20 protein-coding genes and 1 pseudogene are annotated in these 20021 nt (G+C 67.8%); 13 read left to right on the top strand and 8 right to left on the bottom strand.

Annotated elements, in window-relative coordinates; translation table 11 throughout:
- Nucleotides 1-88: 88 nt before the first annotated feature.
- Nucleotides 89-262, bottom strand: a complete 174-nt coding sequence (locus tag VP06_RS35915; RefSeq protein ID WP_156295442.1) for a hypothetical protein — start codon at nt 260-262, stop codon at nt 89-91.
- Between the two features lie 33 nt (nt 263-295).
- Nucleotides 296-973, bottom strand: coding sequence for a MobA/MobL family protein (locus VP06_RS04145; protein ID WP_197093127.1), 678 nt, complete (start codon nt 971-973; stop codon nt 296-298).
- 283 nt (nt 974-1256) lie between these two features.
- Between VP06_RS04145 and VP06_RS04140 the strand changes: the two genes are divergently transcribed.
- The 4 genes from VP06_RS04140 to VP06_RS04125 all read left to right on the top strand — a co-directional run bounded on the left by VP06_RS04140 (nt 1257) and on the right by VP06_RS04125 (nt 2967).
- Nucleotides 1257-1415: a hypothetical protein gene (locus VP06_RS04140; protein WP_245291035.1), complete on the top strand. Its 159-nt coding sequence runs from the start codon at nt 1257-1259 to the stop codon at nt 1413-1415.
- Nucleotides 1415-1801, top strand: a complete 387-nt coding sequence (locus VP06_RS04135) for a type II toxin-antitoxin system VapC family toxin (RefSeq protein WP_048462580.1) — start codon at nt 1415-1417, stop codon at nt 1799-1801. The genes VP06_RS04140 and VP06_RS04135 overlap by 1 nt, the downstream gene beginning before the upstream one ends.
- Nucleotides 1802-2343: 542 nt before the next feature.
- The gene (locus tag VP06_RS04130) at nt 2344-2667 is read left to right on the top strand and encodes a DUF736 domain-containing protein (protein ID WP_048462579.1); all 324 of its coding nucleotides are present in this window, start codon (nt 2344-2346) and stop codon (nt 2665-2667) included.
- A gap of 63 nt (nt 2668-2730) precedes the next feature.
- Entirely contained in the window at nt 2731-2967 is a 237-nt protein-coding gene (locus VP06_RS04125) for a hypothetical protein (RefSeq protein WP_048462578.1), read from the top strand.
- Here VP06_RS04125 and VP06_RS04120 read toward each other — a convergent pair.
- The gene (locus VP06_RS04120) at nt 2954-3292 is read right to left on the bottom strand and encodes a hypothetical protein (protein ID WP_048462577.1); all 339 of its coding nucleotides are present in this window, start codon (nt 3290-3292) and stop codon (nt 2954-2956) included. The two genes, VP06_RS04125 and VP06_RS04120, sit on opposite strands and share 14 nt — an antisense overlap.
- Before the next feature lie 252 nt (nt 3293-3544).
- Between VP06_RS04120 and VP06_RS04115 the strand changes: the two genes are divergently transcribed.
- Both VP06_RS04115 and VP06_RS04110 read left to right on the top strand, forming a co-directional pair.
- Nucleotides 3545-4567 (top strand): ArdC family protein, encoded by a 1023-nt coding sequence (locus tag VP06_RS04115; RefSeq protein WP_048462576.1) that lies wholly within the window; start codon nt 3545-3547, stop codon nt 4565-4567.
- Nucleotides 4567-5334 (top strand): hypothetical protein, encoded by a 768-nt coding sequence (locus VP06_RS04110; protein ID WP_048462575.1) that lies wholly within the window; start codon nt 4567-4569, stop codon nt 5332-5334. The genes VP06_RS04115 and VP06_RS04110 overlap by 1 nt, the downstream gene beginning before the upstream one ends.
- Here VP06_RS04110 and VP06_RS04105 read toward each other — a convergent pair.
- The 3 genes from VP06_RS04105 to VP06_RS04095 form a co-directional block, all read right to left on the bottom strand.
- Nucleotides 5331-5897 carry a hypothetical protein gene (locus tag VP06_RS04105; protein WP_048462574.1) on the bottom strand — a complete coding sequence of 189 codons (567 nt, stop codon included), beginning with the start codon at nt 5895-5897 and terminating at the stop codon, nt 5331-5333. The genes VP06_RS04110 and VP06_RS04105 overlap by 4 nt on opposite strands.
- A 50-nt stretch (nt 5898-5947) precedes the next feature.
- Complete coding sequence (locus VP06_RS36995) at nt 5948-6106, bottom strand: hypothetical protein (protein ID WP_187371384.1); 159 nt, start codon at nt 6104-6106, stop codon at nt 5948-5950.
- 79 nt (nt 6107-6185) lie between these two features.
- Nucleotides 6186-6401 carry a hypothetical protein gene (locus VP06_RS04095; protein ID WP_048462572.1) on the bottom strand — a complete coding sequence of 72 codons (216 nt, stop codon included), beginning with the start codon at nt 6399-6401 and terminating at the stop codon, nt 6186-6188.
- Between the two features lie 512 nt (nt 6402-6913).
- Between VP06_RS04095 and VP06_RS35910 the strand changes: the two genes are divergently transcribed.
- From VP06_RS35910 to VP06_RS04080, 4 genes are all read left to right on the top strand, one after another.
- The gene (locus VP06_RS35910; protein ID WP_156295441.1) at nt 6914-7063 is read left to right on the top strand and encodes a hypothetical protein; all 150 of its coding nucleotides are present in this window, start codon (nt 6914-6916) and stop codon (nt 7061-7063) included.
- 96 nt (nt 7064-7159) lie between these two features.
- The gene (locus VP06_RS04090; RefSeq protein ID WP_048462571.1) at nt 7160-7639 is read left to right on the top strand and encodes a hypothetical protein; all 480 of its coding nucleotides are present in this window, start codon (nt 7160-7162) and stop codon (nt 7637-7639) included.
- Nucleotides 7640-7753: 114 nt separating this feature from the next.
- The gene (locus tag VP06_RS04085; protein WP_048462570.1) at nt 7754-10003 is read left to right on the top strand and encodes a ParB/RepB/Spo0J family partition protein; all 2250 of its coding nucleotides are present in this window, start codon (nt 7754-7756) and stop codon (nt 10001-10003) included.
- Nucleotides 10004-10190: 187 nt separating this feature from the next.
- The gene (locus tag VP06_RS04080) at nt 10191-10496 is read left to right on the top strand and encodes a DUF4326 domain-containing protein (protein WP_048462569.1); all 306 of its coding nucleotides are present in this window, start codon (nt 10191-10193) and stop codon (nt 10494-10496) included.
- Nucleotides 10497-10527: 31 nt separating this feature from the next.
- Here the strand turns inward: VP06_RS04080 and VP06_RS04075 are convergent, their stop codons facing one another.
- Nucleotides 10528-11160 (bottom strand): Ros/MucR family transcriptional regulator, encoded by a 633-nt coding sequence (locus tag VP06_RS04075; RefSeq protein ID WP_053081519.1) that lies wholly within the window; start codon nt 11158-11160, stop codon nt 10528-10530.
- 244 nt (nt 11161-11404) lie between these two features.
- Here VP06_RS04075 and VP06_RS04070 point away from each other — a divergent pair, with 244 nt between their 5' ends.
- Both VP06_RS04070 and VP06_RS04065 read left to right on the top strand, forming a co-directional pair.
- Nucleotides 11405-15760, top strand: coding sequence for a strawberry notch family protein (locus VP06_RS04070; RefSeq protein WP_048462568.1), 4356 nt, complete (start codon nt 11405-11407; stop codon nt 15758-15760).
- Nucleotides 15761-15786: 26 nt separating this feature from the next.
- Nucleotides 15787-16848: a DUF7146 domain-containing protein gene (locus VP06_RS04065; RefSeq protein ID WP_048462567.1), complete on the top strand. Its 1062-nt coding sequence runs from the start codon at nt 15787-15789 to the stop codon at nt 16846-16848.
- Between the two features lie 1125 nt (nt 16849-17973).
- Here VP06_RS04065 and VP06_RS34365 read toward each other — a convergent pair.
- Complete coding sequence (locus VP06_RS34365) at nt 17974-19146, bottom strand: AAA family ATPase (protein WP_082167165.1); 1173 nt, start codon at nt 19144-19146, stop codon at nt 17974-17976.
- Between the two features lie 130 nt (nt 19147-19276).
- Here VP06_RS34365 and VP06_RS04060 point away from each other — a divergent pair.
- Nucleotides 19277-20021, top strand: a pseudogene (locus VP06_RS04060) (hypothetical protein); the annotation flags it as partial.

Below are 20021 nucleotides of genomic sequence, written 5' to 3'. Positions count from 1 at the left end.
AGGCCGTCGTGATCGTCGATGTCGATCCGCGGGCCGTTTCGCGCCATTGGTGCTGCCTGCCGCGTCGTGGGGTTCAGGGATGCGCTCATCACGGGATGACGATCTGGTGCAGCTCTTCTCGCAGGATCGCATCATCGACGAAGTAATCGATCGCACGTCTGGCACTCTGCGCGTCGAAGGGCTCGCCGCGGCTTTCGAGCAGGCGCCGGATGATATCCGGCTGGTTCATGATCTGCTTTGCATTGTAGATGTCGCGATCCACCGAGCCCGTCGTGTTATCCGTGTCCTCGCCGCGTCAGGTCCGCCGCGCTACGGTCGAACCCAGGTGGATCTGAGGGATGAGATCGAAGCCCTGTGCCTTCAGGCTGCGGTGATCGACCCGCGCACTGGAGCCGGCCGCGGCGAGCGCCGCGTTGACCATCTCGGCCCAAAGGGCCCGAATGGCCAGCAAATCGGATCGTTGCGACGTCTCGATACAACGATTGTATCGAGTTTGGGCATTGGCAACAAAATCGATCTGCTCCCCGAGGCAAGCGCCGTCAAAGCGACGCGTCGTTGTGAGCAAATACCCAACGCGGTTTTGAGGACTGGCATCTCGCGCCGTCAGGTCGATGACGCAGCCCCAGCGGTTGATGAGGGCGTCGGCGAATGATCGCGCCAATGCAATAGCATCCGTGATCGACAACTCCTTGGGCAGCGCGACGAACCAGAGCAGCGCCACGAGGGAGTCTTTACGCTTTTCCCGTGCCTCGACGGCGTTCCAGAGTCTTTGCCGATCCCAGGGCGTCGCCATGCAAGCATCATTCGGAAACAGGATTTCGTGATGAAGCAAGCCGGTTCTTGGCGGCATGACATGGCGCAAGCCGGTGCGATCGTCTGTCAACGGTTCGTCCGCATAGTACGCGGCTATTGCTATAGAATTTTGCCCGTTTCTTTGGGTGATCCTTTCGGTCTTCAGATGGTAGATGGCCATTAGTTCCTCATATGGATGCCTGATCCACCAGGGTGATGCCGACGGCATCAGGGCCGCTGCCGTCCCATGCGAGGAGCGACCCTCCCTTAGGGGCAGTGTAGTTCAACACCTCAACTCCCCCTCGCGCGACGAGGGGGTTGCCCTGCACCATCCTCGGGATATCCTGCGCTGGATATCAGGTATATTCGATTGGGATATCCATGGCTCTTTACGTCAAGGATCCGGATGTGGACGCGCTTGCGCAGGAGCTGGCGTCCTCAAGCGCACCACGAAGACCGAGGCGGTGCGCCAGGCGCTTCGCGGTGAGATCGACCGCGAGAAGGACCGGCTCGACTTAGTCGCCCGGTCCCTTGCCTTCGCCTGCAGCCTGCGCGAGCGGGCCGGCCCCAACGCGATGCCCGTCGGCCAGGCGGTGCGCGACGAACTCTACGGAAACCCGTGATGTTCGTCGACACCTCCGCCCTGATCGCGATCCTCGCCGGCGAGCCCGACGCCGCGGCCCTCGTCGCGCGCCTCCAGCACGCGCGCCAGCGCCTCACCTCACCCTACGCGGTCTTCGAGACCACGATCGCCCTCTCCCGCATCCTCGACCTCCCCCTACCCGAAGCCCGGGAGGCCGTGCGGGACTACCTCGCGCTGGCGGTCATCCAGGTCGTCGCTGGATCGCCCAGGACGGCCGACGGCGCGCTGGAGGCATTCGAGCGCTACGGCCGGGGCCACGGGCTCACGCACGCAGATTGCTTCGCCTACGCATGCGCCCAGGCCTACCGCATGCCGCTGCTGTTCAAAGGCAATCGATTTCCGTTGACGGACATCGTGGCGGGTTGAACATCGTATTCGCGCTCATAGGGTGGCGGACCAGGAGCGTTCGCCTCTTCTTGCGCGTGGCAGCATTCCAGGCCGTCGCGAGCTTGGGCGAGGAGCACCGTCCCCTCTCGGGGCTGGCGGGATCGGCCCGTCGTCAGCCCCACGCGGATGCGGCGGGGAGCGGCGAGCCGCAAGTATCGTCCCCCGGTTGCGATCCTCGGGCCGGGAGCGGGGATGCGGGACGCGGATCCGTTCGAGGTCAGGCAGGTTCTCCTGATCCGGCCAGAAGGCGTTCCCACGAGCCGGTGGGCAGGGCCGCACCCAGTGGCCTCAGTGATGGGCGGTTCTATCCGGGTCGCCCGGGACCACCGCAACGGCGGATGCCGGTTTTCTTCCCCGCCGCCTGCGGCGGCTCCTCGCGCACCAAGAAACCCTGCCCTCGCCGTCCTCCGCTGGCGCTGCGGCCCGCTGCGTGGGTGCGGCGCCGGTCGCCTCCGGCTCGACCAACGCCATCGAGGCCGCAGGGGCGCGGCCAAGAGCAACCGGACGAAGCGATCACGACCATGGCGACCATCGGCATCTTCACCCAGACCCAGACCGGCTTCACCGGCGAGATCACCACCCTGACGATCCAGGCCAAGAAGGTCGCGATCGTGGCGGTGGAGGAGCGTACGGCCGAGGCCGCGCCGACCCACCGGATCTACCTCGGCAAGGCGGAGATCGGCGCCGGGTGGGCCAAGCGGTCCAGCGAGGGGCGGGACTACCTCTCGGTTAAGATCGACGACCCGAGCCTGCCGGCTGCCCTCTACGCCCGGCTCTTCGCCGAGGACGACGGCAAGACCCACTCGCTGATCTGGACCCGCTCCAACGCCCGCCGCCAGGACTGAACCCGAGCCTCACGGCCCCGCCCGCCGGGCGGGGCCGGATCTGCGACAGAGGGAGCCCACGCGATGGCTTACGCATTCGACACACTCGAATATTCTAAGACCCTGCGTGAGGCTGGCATTGCGCCCGAACACGCCAAGGCACACGCCGCAGCGGCCCGGGAGTTCATCATGCACGAGATCGTCACCAAGGAAGACCTTCGTCTCTCCCAGGAGCTTCAGACTCTCCAGATGACCGTGCGCCTCGGCGGTATCGTTGCAGCAGGCTTTGCGGCGCTCGCCGTCCTCATCAAGCTGACCTGATGGACGTCCCGGCCCGCGTCGTCGCGCGGGCCGACCGCCCCAGCCAGAGCTCCATCTGGCCTGTCATCGCCGCCGCATCCGCGGCGACGATCTCCCGTTGGATCTCGCCGCGCCTGGTCAGGCCCATCGGCACGTAGCCGAGCTGGCTCAGCAGCGCCCGCAGCAGCCGGGATTGCAGCTCGTGATCGAGCCTCGCAGCCTCGTGGTCGGTGCTCCCCTCCTCGCCTTCCAGCGCCTCGAGCCGCATCAGCGCCGCGAGGTAGACGCGGTGGACCTTGCGGACGTGCTGCTCCAGGGTCTCCCCTTCGCCACTTGAGCCATGCAACCGCCGCCTCCGGTCCGAGCCTGCCGCGGGGTATCCCCCGGTCCTGTTGCAATCCTAGGCGACGGTTTTTCCGTAATCTAGCAACCTATGAGTGCGTAACCGTGAGGCTGCTGTTGCCAGCCGCGCTTGAGCGCGTTCGTCCCGAGTCGCGGGCCGGCCGGACGGTCGCGCGGGAGTGAGAGGAGGCCTGGAGGACGATGACGGGAGATCAGGCCGGAGAGAGGCTCCGGCGCCTGTCGCGAAGGCTCTACGATGGCCCGCCGCCCCTCCTCCTCCCGGAAACCCGCCGCCCGCCGCACCGAGGCCGCTCCAGAGCAGCGCCCCGACCTGTACCAGCGCATCACCGATACGATCATCGCCCAGCTCGAGCAGGGCCGGGTGCCGTGGGTGCAGCCCTGGGGCGACCTGCCGGGCGCCGCCGCGGTCGGGATGCCGCGCAACGCGGCGACGAGCCGGGCCTACAGCGGCGTGAATGTGCTGTTGCTCTGGGCAGGTGGCATCGAGGCGGGCTATCCGACCCAGCGCTGGCTCACCTTCCGCCAAGCTCTCGGCCTTGGCGGCAGCGTGCGCCGGGGCGAGAAGGGCACCCCGGTCGTCTATACCAACCGCTTCACCCCCGAGCAGGAGCGCGCGCGGGCCTCGCAGGCGGGCGAAGAGGCGCGGTCGATCCCGTTCCTGAAGCAATACGCCGTGTTCAACGCCGCGCAGTGCGACGGGCTGCCAGAGGATCTGTACGTGCCGCCGCCGCCGCGCGAGGACCTGATCGAGCCACGCTTCCGCGCGCTGATGGAGGGCACCGGCCTCACGATCCATCTCGGCGGGCAGCGGGCGTTCTACCGCCCGGCCGACGACGCGATCGTGCTTCCGCCGCCGCAGTCGTTCTTCGAGCCGATCAATTTCCACAGGACCGCGGCCCATGAGATGTCGCACGCGACGGCCGCGGCCCCCCGGCTCGCCCGGGATCTCACCGGGCGCTACGGCAGCGAGGGCTACGCGCGCGAGGAACTCGTGGCCGAGATCTCGGCGGCCTACGTGTGCGCCAGCCTCGGCATCGTGCCGACCGTGCGCCACGCCGACTACATCGCATCGTGGCTCGAGGTGCTGCGCTCGGACCCCCGAGCCATCGTGCAGGCGGCGGGCCTGGCCAGCCGCTCGGCCGACTGGCTGCTCGGCCACCTGCCGCCCGAGTTGGCACCGGACGGCGGGGCCGGCACCGAGGCGGACGCTGCGGTGGACCAGGCGGAGGCGTCGGCGGCCCTGCAGGTGGCGGCGTGATGCGCTTCAAGCGCTGGCCGCGGCCGACGCCGTTCGAGGACACGGCGCGCAAGCGCGCGGCGTACCGGCGCAAGCAGGCCCGCGAGCAGGCAGCGCTCCCCCTGTTCGCCGCGGCGATCGCGGAGCGCCAGCTCCACGTCGAGGAGGAGATGGTTCGGCGCACCGGGCAGTGGGAGCGGCAGCAGCAGGACGGCCGGCGGCGGCGGGCCGAGGGCTGGCGCCGGGTCCGCGCGCGCCTGTTCGAGTACCCGGCCGGCAGTCGCAGGGCGATCCGGGCGCTGTGGCGGATCTGCCCGTATCCGGCCGACCCGAGCTACCTCGGCACCCTGCTGCACGAGATCGCGACCGGACGGATCGACCCGGCGCGGCCTCCGTGGGGCGGCCGGCACACGCTCACCCCCCGGACGACCCCGAACCCGGGCACGTTCGGGGAGGCCTTCCGGCAGATCGGCCAGCGCACGGTGTGTGGCGGGCCGAAGACCGTCGCCGCCGACGAGCGTCTGTTCTGCGGCAATCTTGGCTCGGGGATCCTGTTCCTGACGTCGCGCGTGCGGCTGATCGAGCCGAACGAGTCGTTCTACACCTCCTCCAACCACCGCCTGCGCGACAGCCATGTCGGTCGCAGCGGGCATTGGGTCGACATCGGGGTGCGGGGCCCCTGCTCGGACGCCGAGCTGGCCTTGATCCAGCGCCTCGCTCAAGGAGAGGACACCCGGCCGATGGTAGTCCGGCGGCTCGACGCGATGGCCGGCCGGCCCGATCCCTAAGGGGTGTCGTCCAGAACCAGGCTCTGCGCGACGGGCTGCACCCGAACCCCCGCCGCGGCGAGGAGCTCCGCACTGTCGTCGTGGACGCGCTCCCCGATCAGGAATTCGAGGTAGCGGCCCAGGCTCGCGAAGATGTCGAACCCGCCACCGTAGAAGGCGGTCACCATCGGCTCCGTACCATCGGGGCGCCAGATCAGGTAGGTCGCCCCGCCCCTGTCTTCGTCGATCCCGAACAGCGCCATCCGGGCCGGGTCGATGCCCCGCGGGAAGGTCTCAGCCAGGGTCTCCATCTGCGCGTGGTGCCAGGCGCGCTCGCGGAGCTGGGCGGAGGCGGTCGCGACAGCACCCAACGCCAGCCAGGTCTGGCCGTGCGCCGCGCCGTGCCAGGCATCCGCGAAGGCGTAGCGGGCCCGCAGCATCGGGCTCATCGCCAGCGTGGTCGCCGGATCGAGGGCGGCGATCCCGTATGCCGGATCGCAGGCCTCCTCTCGCGCCTGCCGGACGTCGTCCTTGTCGTTCAGGATCCAGAGGTGCTGCAGCAGCGCCCCGATGTCGTCGGTCATCGTCGCCTTCCGTTTCCCGAAATCCGTGTCGAGGCTCCCGGACAGGACGCCTATCGCCAGCGGTCGCCGGTGCCGAGGCCGATCGCCCGGGCCTCGAGGCGCGCCAGCTCGATCGCGACGCGGGTCCAGAACCTGACCCGCCGCCCGTCCGGCAGGCGAGCCCGCTCGCGCGCGATGAAGTAGGCCTGATCGCCGTAGTGGCGGTGCATGATCCGGGCTCGGGCCTGCACCCGGGCCCACCGCTTGGCTCGTCGTCTCAGGCACATCGAGGATGAGCCTCGGCGAGAGTCAGAGGCCCGTCGCAGGACTGGACGGCATCACGGGGCGCGCTCGATCCGGCCGCCAGCCGAGCAACGTGAGAATGATGCCGAGATTGGTCGTGAGCTGGATGAATAGCCCGTCCTGCACGTGCGCGCGGCGCTGGGTCAGGGTCTCGGTGTATGCACGGCCGAGTTCATCGAGATCTCGGCGCGCATCCTCGTCGGGATCGCGTGGTCGCCCCATCGGTCGCCCCCCGGACGGGCCCGTGTCCGCGGTACGCCCCCGCTAACGAGCCTCGACCATCCCAAGCCGGGGGTTGGAAAACCGCATTTGAACGGTCCCCATGACCTTTAGCACCGGAGCGCCTGGACATAGTCACAGGCCCCCGGCCGCATGGCCAGAGGATCGGCGCCGTGACGGCCGGCACCAAACCGTCAAATGAGGGGTTTCCACGCCCCAGGGCGGCGCGTACCGCCCCGGTGAGATCATAGGCGCTCGCTCCGCTTCAATCCAGCGTTTCAGCTCACGAGAGGCAGAGGAGCCGGCGTCTCCGACGAGGGATCAGCAAGCTGGGAGAGAGGCTCTCAGCCCCTTCTGGCCGATCGAGCGCACATGACCGACCCCCTTTCCTACACCCTGGCCCTCGACATCTCCGTCCAAGACCCGGACCGGGTGCTCGAGGCGGCATCCCTCGAGATGGTCGGCCGCCGTTCGCCGCCTCGGTCGACGAGGCTCTGGGCGTCCTCGCCGGAGACGTGGCGAAGGCGCTCGTGGTGCTGATCGAGCTTCACGATCTCGCCTCGGCCAGCGCGGTGGTGCTGCGGATCAGGTCCGGATCGAGCGAGCCGATCCCGTCCCGGTCGGGCCTGCCGCTGCCGACCGTCCTCGCCCGACCCGACGCCTGACGCCGCCCATGCCGGCCCTCCTCACGCCAGAGGGGGGCCGTTCGCCCGTGCAGGGTCGCCGGCTTCCGGCGGATCCGCGGTGAAGGAGCGAGCACCATGGGCGAGTACGTGATGACCATCGTGACCATCGGCGGCGCTATGCCGGGCCCTGGGGCCGTCACAGCACTGGTCGCAGCGGCGAGCGTGTACTTCGCAGAGGCCGACACCCTCGTGCGCGACGCGCTGGCCAACGGCACGAGTTTGACCTTCGAGGACGCGCAGGATTACGGCCTGACCCCGGGCCTCGACGCATTCTGCCGGAACCACGGGCTGTCCTACCACCGCGCTTGGATCGCCCGTCCCGGCGTGTTCGATGCCGGCGTGAAGTTCTGGCAGCCGAGCATGGTGAGCCCGGTGGAGGAGTCGGCCGACGACGGCGGCGAGCCGATGATCACCCTGGCGGCCCTCCGGAACTGCCACGAGGCCGGCGAGACCCTATCCGATGTCCTGGTCCGGCTTGAGAAAGCCGAGGCCTCCACCGTGCCGCCGCTGACCCTGGTCGTAGCCGCTGGCGCCGCCCGGCAGGTCACCGCCTGATCCGGCGTACTTCGATCCGTCGGCCCCCTTCTGGAGTCAGAGGGGGGCTCCGCCTGTGTGAGGGTTTCGAGGTCGGACAGAGAGCCCGGCCGCCCGAGCCAGGGATGACGGACCATGACCAGCGCGAAGACTAGCACGAAGGCCGTTGCGAAGATCACGCTGACCGAGGCGGTCGCGATCCCGTTCGAGAAGCTCGTCTTGAGCCAGGCGAACGTGCGTCGGATTGCCCACGGGCAGAGCATCGAGGATCTGGCGAACGACATCGCCCACCGCGGCCTGATGCAGAACCTGAACGTCCGCCCGATCCTCGACGAGGCGGGTCAGGAGACCGGCCGCTACGAGGTGCCCGCCGGCGGACGCCGCTTCCGGGCGCTGGAGCATCTGGTGAAGACCCGCCGCATGGCCAAGGGCGTCAAGGTGCCCTGCATCGTGCGCGCGGCCGACAGCGCGATCAGTGCCGAGGAGGACTCGCTGGCCGAGAACGCCCACCGCGAGGCCCTGCACCCGCTCGACCAGTTCCGCGCGTTCAAGGCGCTCGCCGACGCCGGCATGCCCCACGCCGATATCGCGGCCCGGTTCTTCGTCTCTGAGCGGATCGTCGGTCAGCGCCTGCGGCTCGCCGGGATCAGCCCGGTCCTGCTCGAGGCCTACGGCGCTGGCGAGATCACGCTGGAATGCCTGATGGCGTTCTCGGTCACGGAGGATCAGGCGCGCCAGGTGCAGGTCTGGGAAGCGCTGAAGAAGCGGGGCGCGTTGAGCAACTGGGGCATCCGCCAGGCGCTGACCGAGCGCACGGTGAGCATGGGCGAGCCACGCGCCATCTTCGTCGGCCAGGACGCCTACGAGGCCGCCGGCGGCGTGGTCCTGCGCGACCTGTTCACGGAGCGCGGCGACGAGTGGTTCCAGGATCCCGCGCTGCTCGACCGGCTGGCCGAGGAGAAGCTCGCCGAGTTCGGTGCCACCGTGGCCACCGAGGGCTGGAAGTGGATCGAGGTGTCGCTGGCGCTGATGATCAGCCGCGTCCACGGCCTGCGCGTCCTGCCGACCCGCTCCGATCTTAGCGAGGCCGAGGACGAGGCCTTGGAGGCGGCCGTGGCCGAGCGCGAGCAGCTCGACAACGAGTACGGCTACAGCGACGAGGAGTGGCCCGCCGACGCCGCGCATCGGATGGCCACGCTGGAGAAGGACATCGCCGCGTTCGAGGCGCGTGCCGAGATCTACGACCCGGCCGACATCGCGATCGCCGGCGCCTTCGTCACCCTCGACTACGACGGCACGCCGAAGGTGCGCCGCGGCTACGTCCGGCCCGAGGACGAGCCCCGGGCGGAGACGGAGACCTCGGCGGGAACGGACTCCGCCGCGGTCGCGGCCGGAGCGGCGCCGGCGCCGGCGCCGATCAGCGAGCCGGTCGCGTCCCCCTCGGGCAGTGTCGCTGCCCCGGCCCCGGCGGTGATGCGCACGGTCATCACGATCGGGGGCGGCACGCCCGCGTCTGCCCCTGCGCCCGAGCCGGAAGAGGTCGAGCGCCCGCTCTCCGAGCAGCACCGGATCGAGTTGACCACCTACCGCACCATCGCGCTGCGCGAGGCGCTGGCCGACGATCCCCAGGCCGCCTTCATCGCGGTCCTGCACGCCATGGTGATCCGGGTGATCGTCACGGCCTACCGGGCCGCGTCGTGCCTGGAGGTCTCGACCTCCTCGGCCCGACCCGACCATAGCGTCCAGGGCCTCGACGCCTACCGGCCGGCGAGTGCCCTCGACGTCAAACGTGAGGCGTGGGCGCGGCGCCTGCCGGCCGACCACCGGGCGATCTGGGACTTCCTGGTCGACTTAGGCCCCGAGCAGCGCACGGACCTGTTCGCGCTCTGCGCGGGCCTCAGCGTCAACGCGATGCACACGCAATACGACCGGCGGCCTGCCGAGGTGATGCCGCACGCCGATCAGCTCGCCCAACTCGTCGGACTCGACATGACCCGCGACTGGCAGCCGACGGCGGCGAACTACTTCTCGCGGGTGACGAAAGGCAAGATCCTGGCCGCGGTGCGCGAGGCCAAGGGGGAGGACAAGGCCCAGCTCCTCGACCACCTCAAGAAGGCCGATATGGCGCGCGAGGCCGAGCGGCTGATGGCCGACAGCGGCTGGCTGCCCGATCTGCTGCGCACGCCCGGCCTGAGTGCCGAGGGGGCGACGGCCCCGGCCAAGACCGCTGAATCCGATGAGGCGACGGCGATCGCGGAGGTCGCACTGCCGGCGTTCCTCGGCGACGCTGCGGAGGAGGCCGGGTCCGAGCCGCTTCCGCCCTTCCTCGACGGCGAGGACGGCCCGGTCGACGGCGACATGGGGTATGCCATCGCCGCCGAGTGAGCGGCCATGGACGGGTGCGGGCCTTGCGCTCGGACCCGTCCCGATCCCCGCTCGCTACGAGCGTCCTGCATGACCGCGACGGGGTCGGGGTCAACGGGCAGGCCGTTCCCGCTCGCCTGAAGGCTCGCATGACCCCGCCCCCTCGACCGCGGTCGCCACGACGCATCAGCGATCGGGAGGCCGGACGATGTGTCGAATTCTGAACAAACGGACCGGAACCCACGATGGGGCCGTCTACATCGGCCGCGGCTCGAAATGGGGCAACCCGTTCGTAATCGGCAAGGACGGGACCCGCGCCGAGGTGATCGAGAAGTACGGGCGGTGGCTGGCCGACCAGCACCTGCTGCTGCGCTCGCTCGACGAACTCCACGACCGCGACCTGCTGTGCTTTTGCGCACCGCTGGCCTGCCACGGCGATCTGCTCAAGACCCTCGCCAACGCCAACCGGCGCGAGCGCGTTGAGTGGTGGCGCAAGGTGAAGGCGGCGGCCTGATCTCGCCCAAGATCCGCACGAGCCCCAGGCATCAGCCCGGGCTCGCACCCTGTCCCACGTCGCCCTGCCGGCGCCACCCGCCTCGGGTAAGACCCACGCTGTAGGGCTTCGGTTTGGGTGGGTCCTCAGCGCCCCGCGTCTGCGTCTTCGCGGTGATGACGGACTTCCTTCGCGGTTTGGCCGTGCTGCGATCGTGCTTCCCGAGGTTGCGCTGCCGGGCGAGCTCGGCGCGATGCTTGAGGTCGGCCGCCGGCATCATCGGGTAGTCGTCGGGCAGGCCCCACTTCTCACGGTAGGCGTCGGGCGTCAGGCCGAACAGCCGAAGATGCCGAGCCAGCATCCGGTAGTGCTCGCCGTCCTCGAAGCAGACGAGGTACGTTTCCTGGACCGAGTCCGCGATCTCGTTGAGCGAAAGGAGGCGCGCCGGGACCTGCGGGCGGGGATAGTCCGATGCGACGTAGGACACCTCGGGTACGGCCTGGGCGATCACGGGCGCTGCCGTGGCGACCTCGAAGTCGCTCGGAGACCTGAGCGCCTTCGACACCGTCGTGATGAGCGTGGCGAGATCAGCGGCCGGCAAGCGGTTGCCGGCGACGTATCCCATCATGATCCGAGCCGTGCAGCGCACGATCTCGGCGTCTCCATTCGATTGCGGCCGGTTCAACCGACGAATCCCTCCGCTGTGTCTAACTGTTTCATGCAAGCGCATGACTTTGCCATCGGTCAATGGTCTTAACCATTCCGCAAGGAAGTGACTGTGTGGAAGGGCGCCCGGTGTGTCCCCGATACTGCACTGCGGGATTAAAGTCCCGCGAGCTGAGAGGAAGAGGAGCCCTGTCGGGGATTAAGCCGACGCGAGGACGAGAGAAAGTCACGCGGTCCGGCATGATCTGACAGGAGCCGTGTCCATGAATTTCTCGATCAGCGCCAAGGAGTTCCAGGCGAGCACCGCCCTTACTCCGAGCCCGGCTGCCATCGTCGAGGCCGGCACCCGGCTCGCTGACGCGCTGGCGCAGGGCCGGGCGATCGAGACCGCCGCCCTGCGGACGGCGATGGAGGCCGCCTGCGGCGGCAGCGACGTCTCGGGTCTGTGGCTATGGAAGGACGCCTACGAGGCCGGCGAGGTCGCCCAGGTGCTGTTCCTGCGCCGGTTCTGGCCGGCGATCCGCGCCAAGGCCGCGACCCCGGCCGGCCGGCTCGCGATGCTCGCCCGGATCGCCGGCCTCTTCCCGACCCACACCCGGCGCAGCGAGGAGAGCGAGGCGCTCCAGCAGTTCTCAACTCCCCTTCCCCTCGGCTACGTCGCGGCCCTCGCCTGCGGCTTGCGGCCGGGCGAGGTGCTGCTGGAGCCGTCGGCCGGAACGGGCCTGCTCGCGGTCCACGCCGAGCTTGCCGGCGCACGCCTCCACCTCAACGAACTGGCCGCGACCAGGGCGGGCCTGCTCGCGGCGCTCTACCCGGCCGGTTCGGTCACGCAGCTCGACGCGGCGCAGATCCACGACCGCCTGGCCGAGGACGTGGCGCCGAACGTGGTGCTGATGAACCCGCCCTTCTCGGTCGCGGCACAGGTCGAGGGCCGCTATCGCGACGCGACCGGCGATCACCTGCGCTCGGCCCTCTCGCGGCTCCCCCACGGCGGGCGCCTGGTCGCCATCACCGGCGAGAGCTTCCGGCCTGATCGCCCGAGCGCGGCCAAGGCCTTCGCGGCGCTTGGCGAGCGCGGAGGGCGGCTGGTGTTCTCGGCCGGGCTGTCGGGCCGCGCCTACGCCAAGCACGGCACGTCCGTCGACGTGCGCCTCAGCGTCTTCGACCGCCTGCCCCCAGGCACTGCGGCCGGGCACGTCGCTCCGCTCGGGCTGATGGATGACCCGGCCGGGCTGCTGGCCGCCGTTCTGGCGCATGTCCCGGCCCGCCTGGAGCCGGCCGCCGCACCGGCCCGCCGGGCCACGATCCCGGGCCTTTCCCGCAAGCCGGAGCCGGCCCCGCGCGCCCTCCCCTCGGCCAAGGTCGCCGCGGCGGCTGGCGTGGGCGTGACCGCCTCGGAGATCGCCTACACGGTGATCGAGGAGCTTCCCGCTACGCGCGCGTCCGAGGCGGCCCTGTACGAGGCCTACGCCCTGGAGACCCTACGGATCGAGGGCGCTCACGCCCATCCGACCCCGCTGGTTCAGTCGACCGCCATGGCCTCGGTCCGCCTGCCACGGCCGGGCTATGCCCCGCGCCTCCCCGCCGCGATCGTCTCGGCCGGCCTGCTCTCGGAATGCCAGCTCGAGACCGTGATCTACGCCGGCGCCGCCCACGCCTGCCACCTGCCCGGTCACTGGACCGTTGACGAGACCGGCACGCTCCTCTCGGCCGCAGCCAAGGACGCAGAGGGCGCGGTGCGCTTCCGCCAGGGCTTCTTCCTCGGCGACGGCACCGGCGCGGGCAAGGGGCGCCAGGTCGCCGGTGTCATCCTCGACAACTGGATGCAGGGCCGGCGTCGCACCCTCTGGATCTCGAAGAACGAGGCGTTGCTGGAGGACGCCCAGCGGGATTGGCGCCATCTCGGCCAGGAGCCGCTCCAGATCGTCCCGCTGTCGCGCTACGCGCCGGGCAAGCCGGTGACGCTCTCCGAGGGCATCCTGTTCACGACCTTCGCGACCCTGCGCGGGGCCGGCCGGAACGGCTCGGGCTCGCGCCTCGACCAGATCCTCGCCTGGCTCGGGCCGGACTTCGACGGCGTGATCGCCCTCGACGAGGCGCACGCGCTCGCCAACGCCGCCGCCGGCTCAGGCGACCGCGGCGTGGTCGAGGCCTCGCAGCAGGGACGCGCCGGGCTCAGCCTCCAGTACCGCCTGCCCGACGCCCGGGTGCTCTACGTCTCGGCCACCGGCGCGGTCACGGTCGAGAAGCTCGCCTACGCCCACCGGCTCGGCTTGTGGGGCGGCGGGGCGTTCCCGTTCCCCACCCGGTCGGACTTCATCACTGCGATGGACCAGGGCGGCCTGGCCGCGATGGAGGTGCTGGCGCGCGATCTGAAGGCGCTCGGCCTCTACACCGCCCGCTCGCTGTCCTACTCCGGCGTCGAGGTCGAGATGCTGGAGCACGTGCTGACGGCCGAGCAGACGGCGATCTACGACGCCTATGCCGACGCCTTCCAGGTGATCCACACCAACCTCGACGCGGCGCTCACGGCCTCCGGCGTCACCGGCACATCCGGAACGCTGAACCGCCACGCCAAGGCCGCGGCGCGATCCGCGTTCGAGTCGAGCAAGCAGCGCCTCTTCAACCACCTCCTTACGGCGATGAAGTGCCCGAGCCTGATCGCGGCGATCGAGGCGGGGATCGAGGCCGGCCACGCCGCCGTCGTCCAGATCGTCTCGACCGGCGAGGCGCTGATGGAGCGGCGGCTCGCCGAGATCCCCTCGGAGGAGTGGGGCGACCTTCAGGTCGACGTCACGCCGCGCGAGTACGTGATCGACTACCTCAAGCACGCCTTCCCGACCCAGCTCTACGAGCCGTTCTCGGACGCCGAAGGCCATATCCAGTCCCGGCCGGTGATCGACGCAGACGGACAGCCGGTTCAGTGCCGCGAGGCGGTCGAGGCGCGTGACGCCCTGATCGAGCACCTGTGCGGGCTCGCACCCGTCCAGTCGGCCCTCGACCAGATCCTCCACCACTTCGGCACCGAGGTGGTGGCCGAGGTGACCGGGCGCTCGCGCCGCATCGTGCGCCAAGCGGGCAAGGACGGGATCGACCGCCTCGTGCTCCAGAACCGGCCGGCGACCGCCAACCTGTCCGAGACACAAGTCTTCCAGGACGACGAGAAGCGGATCCTGGTGTTCTCCGATGCCGGTGGCACCGGGCGGAGCTACCACGCCGACCGGGGCGCCCGGAACCAGCGCCTGCGCGTGCACTACCTGCTCGAGGCCGGCTGGAAGGCCGATGCCGCCGTGCAGGGCTTGGGGCGGACGAACCGCACGAACCAGGCGCAAGCGCCGCGGTTCCGCCCGGTCACCACCAGCGTGAAGGGCGAGAAGCGCTTCCTCTCGACCATCGCGCGCCGCCTCGACACGCTCGGCGCCATCACGCGGGGCCAGCGGCAGACCGGCGGCCAGGGACTGTTCCGGCCCGAGGACAATCTGGAAGGGCCGTACGCGGCGACGGCACTGCGCCAGCTCTATTGGGCGATCGTGCGCGGTGAGATCGAGGGCTGCCCGCTCAAGACGTTCGAGGCGATGACCGGGCTGGCGCTCACCTCCGAGGCCGGCCACGTCCTCGACGAGCTGCCGCCGATCGGCCGCTTCCTCAACCGCGTGCTGGCGCTGCGCATCGCGGTCCAGAACATCCTGTTCGAGGCGTTCGAGGAGCGCCTGGCCCAGGTGATCGAGGGCGCGATCTCGGCCGGCGTCTACGACGTCGGCGTCGAGGTGCTGACGGCTGAATCCTTCACAGTGACGGATCGCGAGGTGGCCTACACCCACCCGGCGAGCGGGGCGCACACCCACCTCCTGACCATCTCCGAGCGCCGCCGGCTCCGGCCGCTCGACCTCGCCACGGCGCACGAGATGATCGCCGACGGCTTCCACCCCGTCGTGAACGCGAAGTCCGGCCGGCCTGCGCTGATGGGAAGGGCGGCGAGCGAGACGCGCGAGGACGGCTCGGTGGTGGCACGGGTCCGCCTGGTGCGCCCGCTCCAGCGCCAGCTCCTCGACAGCGACCAGTACGCGCGCTCCTCGTTCGAGGAGGTATCGCCAGAGGCCTTCGCGGCGGCCTGGAGCGCCGAGCTTGCTTCCCTGCCCGAGTTCGACGAGCGCACCCTCTATGTGGTCACCGGCCTGCTCCTGCCGATCTGGGATCGCCTGCCCGGCATCGACATGCGGGTGTTCCGCCTCGTGACCGACGCCGGCGAGCGCATCGTCGGGCGCGTCGTCGACCCTCAGGACCTGCACGTCACCCGCGAGAAGCTGAACCTCGGTGCCGGCACCGCCATGGCCCCGGCCGACGCCTACGCGGCCGTGCTGGGGGGCCGTGCCAGCCTCCAGCTCACCGGCGGGCTTCAGGTAAAGAGAGTCCGAGTGATGAGCGAGCACCGCATCGAGTTGATCGGGGTGAGCGAGAGCGCGCGGGCGGCCTTGAAGACGATCGGCCTGTTCTCCGAAGTGATCTCGTTTCGTACGCGTCTGTTCATCCCGGTAGGAGAGAATGGGGCCACCATCCTGGCCGCCGTCATCGAACGCTATGCGCTGTTACGTTGCGTCGCCGCTCACGCTCACGCTTAATGCACGAACCCGACGCAAGGCCGACTATGCCGATCCATCGCACCGCCGCGGATCTCTCCCGCCAGCTCGCCGACAACGTCGAGGCGTTCTGTCGGCGCTACCTCTCGAACGGCCACCGGAACGGCCGCTGGTGGTGCGTCGGCGACGTCTTCAACACCGAGGGTGGGTCGATGTACGTGCGGCTGACCGGGCCGAGCACCGGCAAGGGCGCCCGGGGCAAGTGGACCGACAGCGCGACGGGCGAGCACGGCGACCTGCTCGACGTGATCCGGCTCCAGAACAACGAGGACTGGAAGGCGGCCCTCGCAGAAGCATGGGCGTTCCTGAGCCTGCCTCACCAGCCCGTGCCGGAGCGGGATCGCCCGCTGCCTACGGCACGCGACACGGTCGAGTCGGCCTGTCGCATGCTGCGCTACGGCCGGCCGGTGCCCGGCACGGTCGCTGCGGCCTACCTGCGCTCACGCGGGCTCGGCCACGCGCTTTCCCAGGCTGCCCTGCGGTTCCACCCGCGCTGCCTGTACCGACCCTCGGCTAAGGAGCCCACGGGCCCGGACACCTACCACCCGGCGCTGCTTGCCAGCGTCACCGACCTGTCGGGCGCCGTAACGGCGGTCGGCCGGACCTGGCTTGCTCCGGACGGGCGCGACAAGGCCTCGGTGCGCGACCAGCGGCGGACGCTCGGCAACCAGCTCGGCCATGGGGTGCGGTTTCCCGGCACGGTGCCCGACCTGATGGTGGCCGGCGAGGGCGTGGAGACGCTGCTGTCGGTCCAGAGCGTCCTGCCGGCCGTGGCGCACGTCGCCGCCCTGTCGGGCGCCCACCTCGCCGCCCTGATCCTCCCTCCCGACCTGCGCCACCTCTACATCGCCCGTGACGCCGATCCAGCCGGCGAACGGGGTGCCGCGACCCTGCGCCAGCGCGCCGAGGCCGCGGGCATCCTGGTGAGCGACCTCGATCCCCGCGAGGACGACTTCAACACCGACCTCTGCCACCTCGGCCCGCGCGATCTCGCCCTGCATCTCGCGCCCCAGCTCGACCCGAACGATGCGGTGGCCTACCTCCGGTTCGAGGAGGCCCTGGCAGCCTGATCCGCCTCCCGCTTGGCGTGGATCAGCTAGCGGGGCATTCACGGGCCGCGAGAGGGCCGGCGTCCACGGCCTTCTTGAGAGGGCGACTGATGCCGGGTCGGGGGACCTTCGGCGCAACGGCCCGCGTCCGACGATTTTCCGCCGCCACCTGACGGCGGCTTTGCATCGCGAAGCCCGGGGAGCCGTCCTCCGCTCCGCTCCAGCCCGCGCGGTCGCATTGCTTGGCGCGCGATGCGGACACTCCCGTGGGTTGCGCACGGGTGGAGCCTGTCTTGGTTCCGCAGTGGTAGGGTCCACCTTCTATCTGGAACGATTGCGCTCACCCAGGGGGGAGTGACGACTCCATTTGACGAAACATGATCCAGCCGCCCATGCAACTAGCTGCACGAGCTGCCGTTAATGCATTGGAGGAAATTGGCTGGATCCCAATTTCCTCCGTGGGACTTATTCGATTACACTAGGAACGCCAGCGCGAACGTCATTTTTAGTGACCATTCGCCGCTGGCGTTCCGGCTTGCTACTAATCTGAGTATTGGAACTAGAGGCATAAGCCTGCCCTTCCTGATTTGCGCCTCACCGGCCCGCTAAAGGGCCTTGCGCGCCAGAATAATTCCTCAAATGAAAGTTCGTTCCGGTTTCCGATGCGTTTGCACCTCATTTGCACAAATGCAAATTTGATGCAAACGCATACTCACCAGTCAATAATAACTCTTATTCTTCGACTCTTTTAAGGTTCATATCTTTAAAGGCCGACCTGCCTGCATAAGGCGTATGATGTCGCTTAGAACCACGCCAAGGCTCTCACCGTACCGCTACCACGCCGGCCGCTCGCCAACTGCGGCGATCGCCTGATCAGCAACCGTGACCGTGCGCTACTGTGGTCGGGTTCGGTACTCTGAGCTGGTCACCTCGACCACGCCGATGCAAGGTCCAGCGATAGCTCCTCGGCTGGCAGGAGCTGCGGGTCGCCGACATGGCTTGAGTCTCTTGAACACTGAGACCGCCCGCCTGATAGAGACTGGTACTCTCCCTATCCCTCACACATCGCGACCGCCGCAGAGGACAGAGCAGCGGTCACGTGGGTGCTTGGCTGGGTACCCTATTTATTATATGATTATAATGATATTATATTTTTGCTACTGCCCGACTTATGGATGATTTGTCCTTACCAGCCATGTCTCCAATATCTTCATATGACAATTTAAGTTTTTCGTCTTGATTGAGAGCTCTAAATAAATTACCAGGATCGGAAAACAAAAGTTCTCGCCGGACCGAGTCAAGTCTAGCGCTATTCAGTATGGCAAACTGACGCAATGTGTCAAGAAGCTTGTTGCCTTCCCGATCTTTTATGATGGCAGCTCTCTTGTATGTCCTAACGACAGCTTCGATTTCAGCCCCTGTCGCGCCTTCTGTAAACCATGCAATCAATTTCAGGTGAGTGCCTGGAGCTGCGACTGGCTGCATGAAGCTCTCTGCAATTTTTACTCGAGTATCGAAATTTGGCTTAGGAATATGCAATTGAACTTCGAACCGCCTCCAGACGGCAGGATCAAGTAGATTTTGATGGTTTGTAATACCAATTGTAATTCCAATATCGCGACGCGTGTCAAGATTTTGCAGCAAAGCATTAACAACGCGCTTTATTTCACCAACTTCTTGCGGATCATCTCTGAGTTTAGCAACGGCATCGAACTCATCAAGCAGGAGAATACAACGATATCTATTTGAAAACGCAAATAAATTACCAATATTTCTTGCGGTTGTACCAAGAAACGAAGAAATCAGACCATCTATACGAACTGATACAACCGGAAGTCTAAGTTTTGACGCCATCCACATGGCAAGGCGAGTTTTTCCCGTTCCTGGTGATCCATAGACCAAGCAACTCCGCGACGGATGAACTCCGACTGCAGCCAAACTATCAAAATTATTCCACTCCTCAATCAAAGAGTTGATTGCTTTATGAATAGATCCTTCAAATATAGGGCCATGTAGATTTGTTTCTTCCGGGAAAACTAACTCCGCTAGTGGCGCGGATGTCTCTCTATCGACTGGAACAGGCGTATTACGTGTCAGAACCTCTCCCGGGATCTGCATCCGAGAGGCCGTGATCCGGCTCGGTGCCATCTCGACGTTACGGTCTGCAGCTGTAAGTAGACTCGACAATGCTGCAGAAGATTTTGAGTCGCCATCTCTGGCGATCGCATCTCTCAACCGCTCAATCTGCTTGCGGACGGCAGGGGTAGGCTGCGCGAGTGCCGCTCGGCACAGCGCCTGGACGATCGGAAAGTGTTCCATTTGATCACCGTTGCTCTGGAACGTTTCGAGAACATCGTTTCACACACTTTCGTTGCGTTGTAAACGGTATTTGTTGCGTGATATGGTCGTTTCGTTGCAACCTGCGGCACTGACGTGACAGGGGTGCGTGATGGCCGGCCCGATCCAGATCATCCTCAACACCGAGGATTTCGAGCAGAAGAGGGACGTCGGAGGCGGAGGCCCGCGGCGCGACTTCTTCGCCCACCGCGACGCGGAGTTCCGCGCCCACAAGCGCACGCTGATCACGCAACTGGCGACGGTGGGGGCGACCATCCGTGACCAGCCGCAAGGCCCTCTCGGCATCATCAAGGTGATCCTTCGGCGCGACGCGTGGGCCAAGAGTCACCGTCCCGTCCGGACGCTGTTCAAGCCGGGACGCATCACCTTGGTCGGCGGCGGCGACCTCGGTGAGATGTACTTCGAGGCGACGCCGCCCTTGCTGGACGCGATCGCCCGGGAGATCGCTCGAGCGGAGGAACATACACGCACCAAGCTCGACGAGAGGACCGGACGGCAGGTGCCGCACCCGACGTCGTTGAAAAGCGAGACCGGTGCTGTCGAGCGCATCGAGCTGTATGGCCCCGAAGACCGTCGTGATTTCTCGGTTGAGGCAGCCGTCACCTGGCTGTCGAACCCCGTCACTGGCAGCAGCTACCAGGTGGAGTTGTTTGAGGTACCCCCTCCCCACGACACCTGGGACGCCAAAGGGGGAGCGCGTCAGCATCTCTACAGGACCTTCCTCGAGGGGCTCGCTGCCGTCGGCCAGGGACTTAGCGTTTTCAGGCTGCCGCGCAGCGAGAACGAAGATCCCCAGATCGCAGTGCGCGTGGCACGGACTGCCGCGCCAGTCCTGG

It is taken from the genome of Methylobacterium aquaticum, from assembly GCF_001043915.1.
GTDB classification, from domain to species: domain Bacteria; phylum Pseudomonadota; class Alphaproteobacteria; order Rhizobiales; family Beijerinckiaceae; genus Methylobacterium; species Methylobacterium aquaticum.
This window is presented reverse-complemented; position numbering and strand designations above follow the sequence as displayed.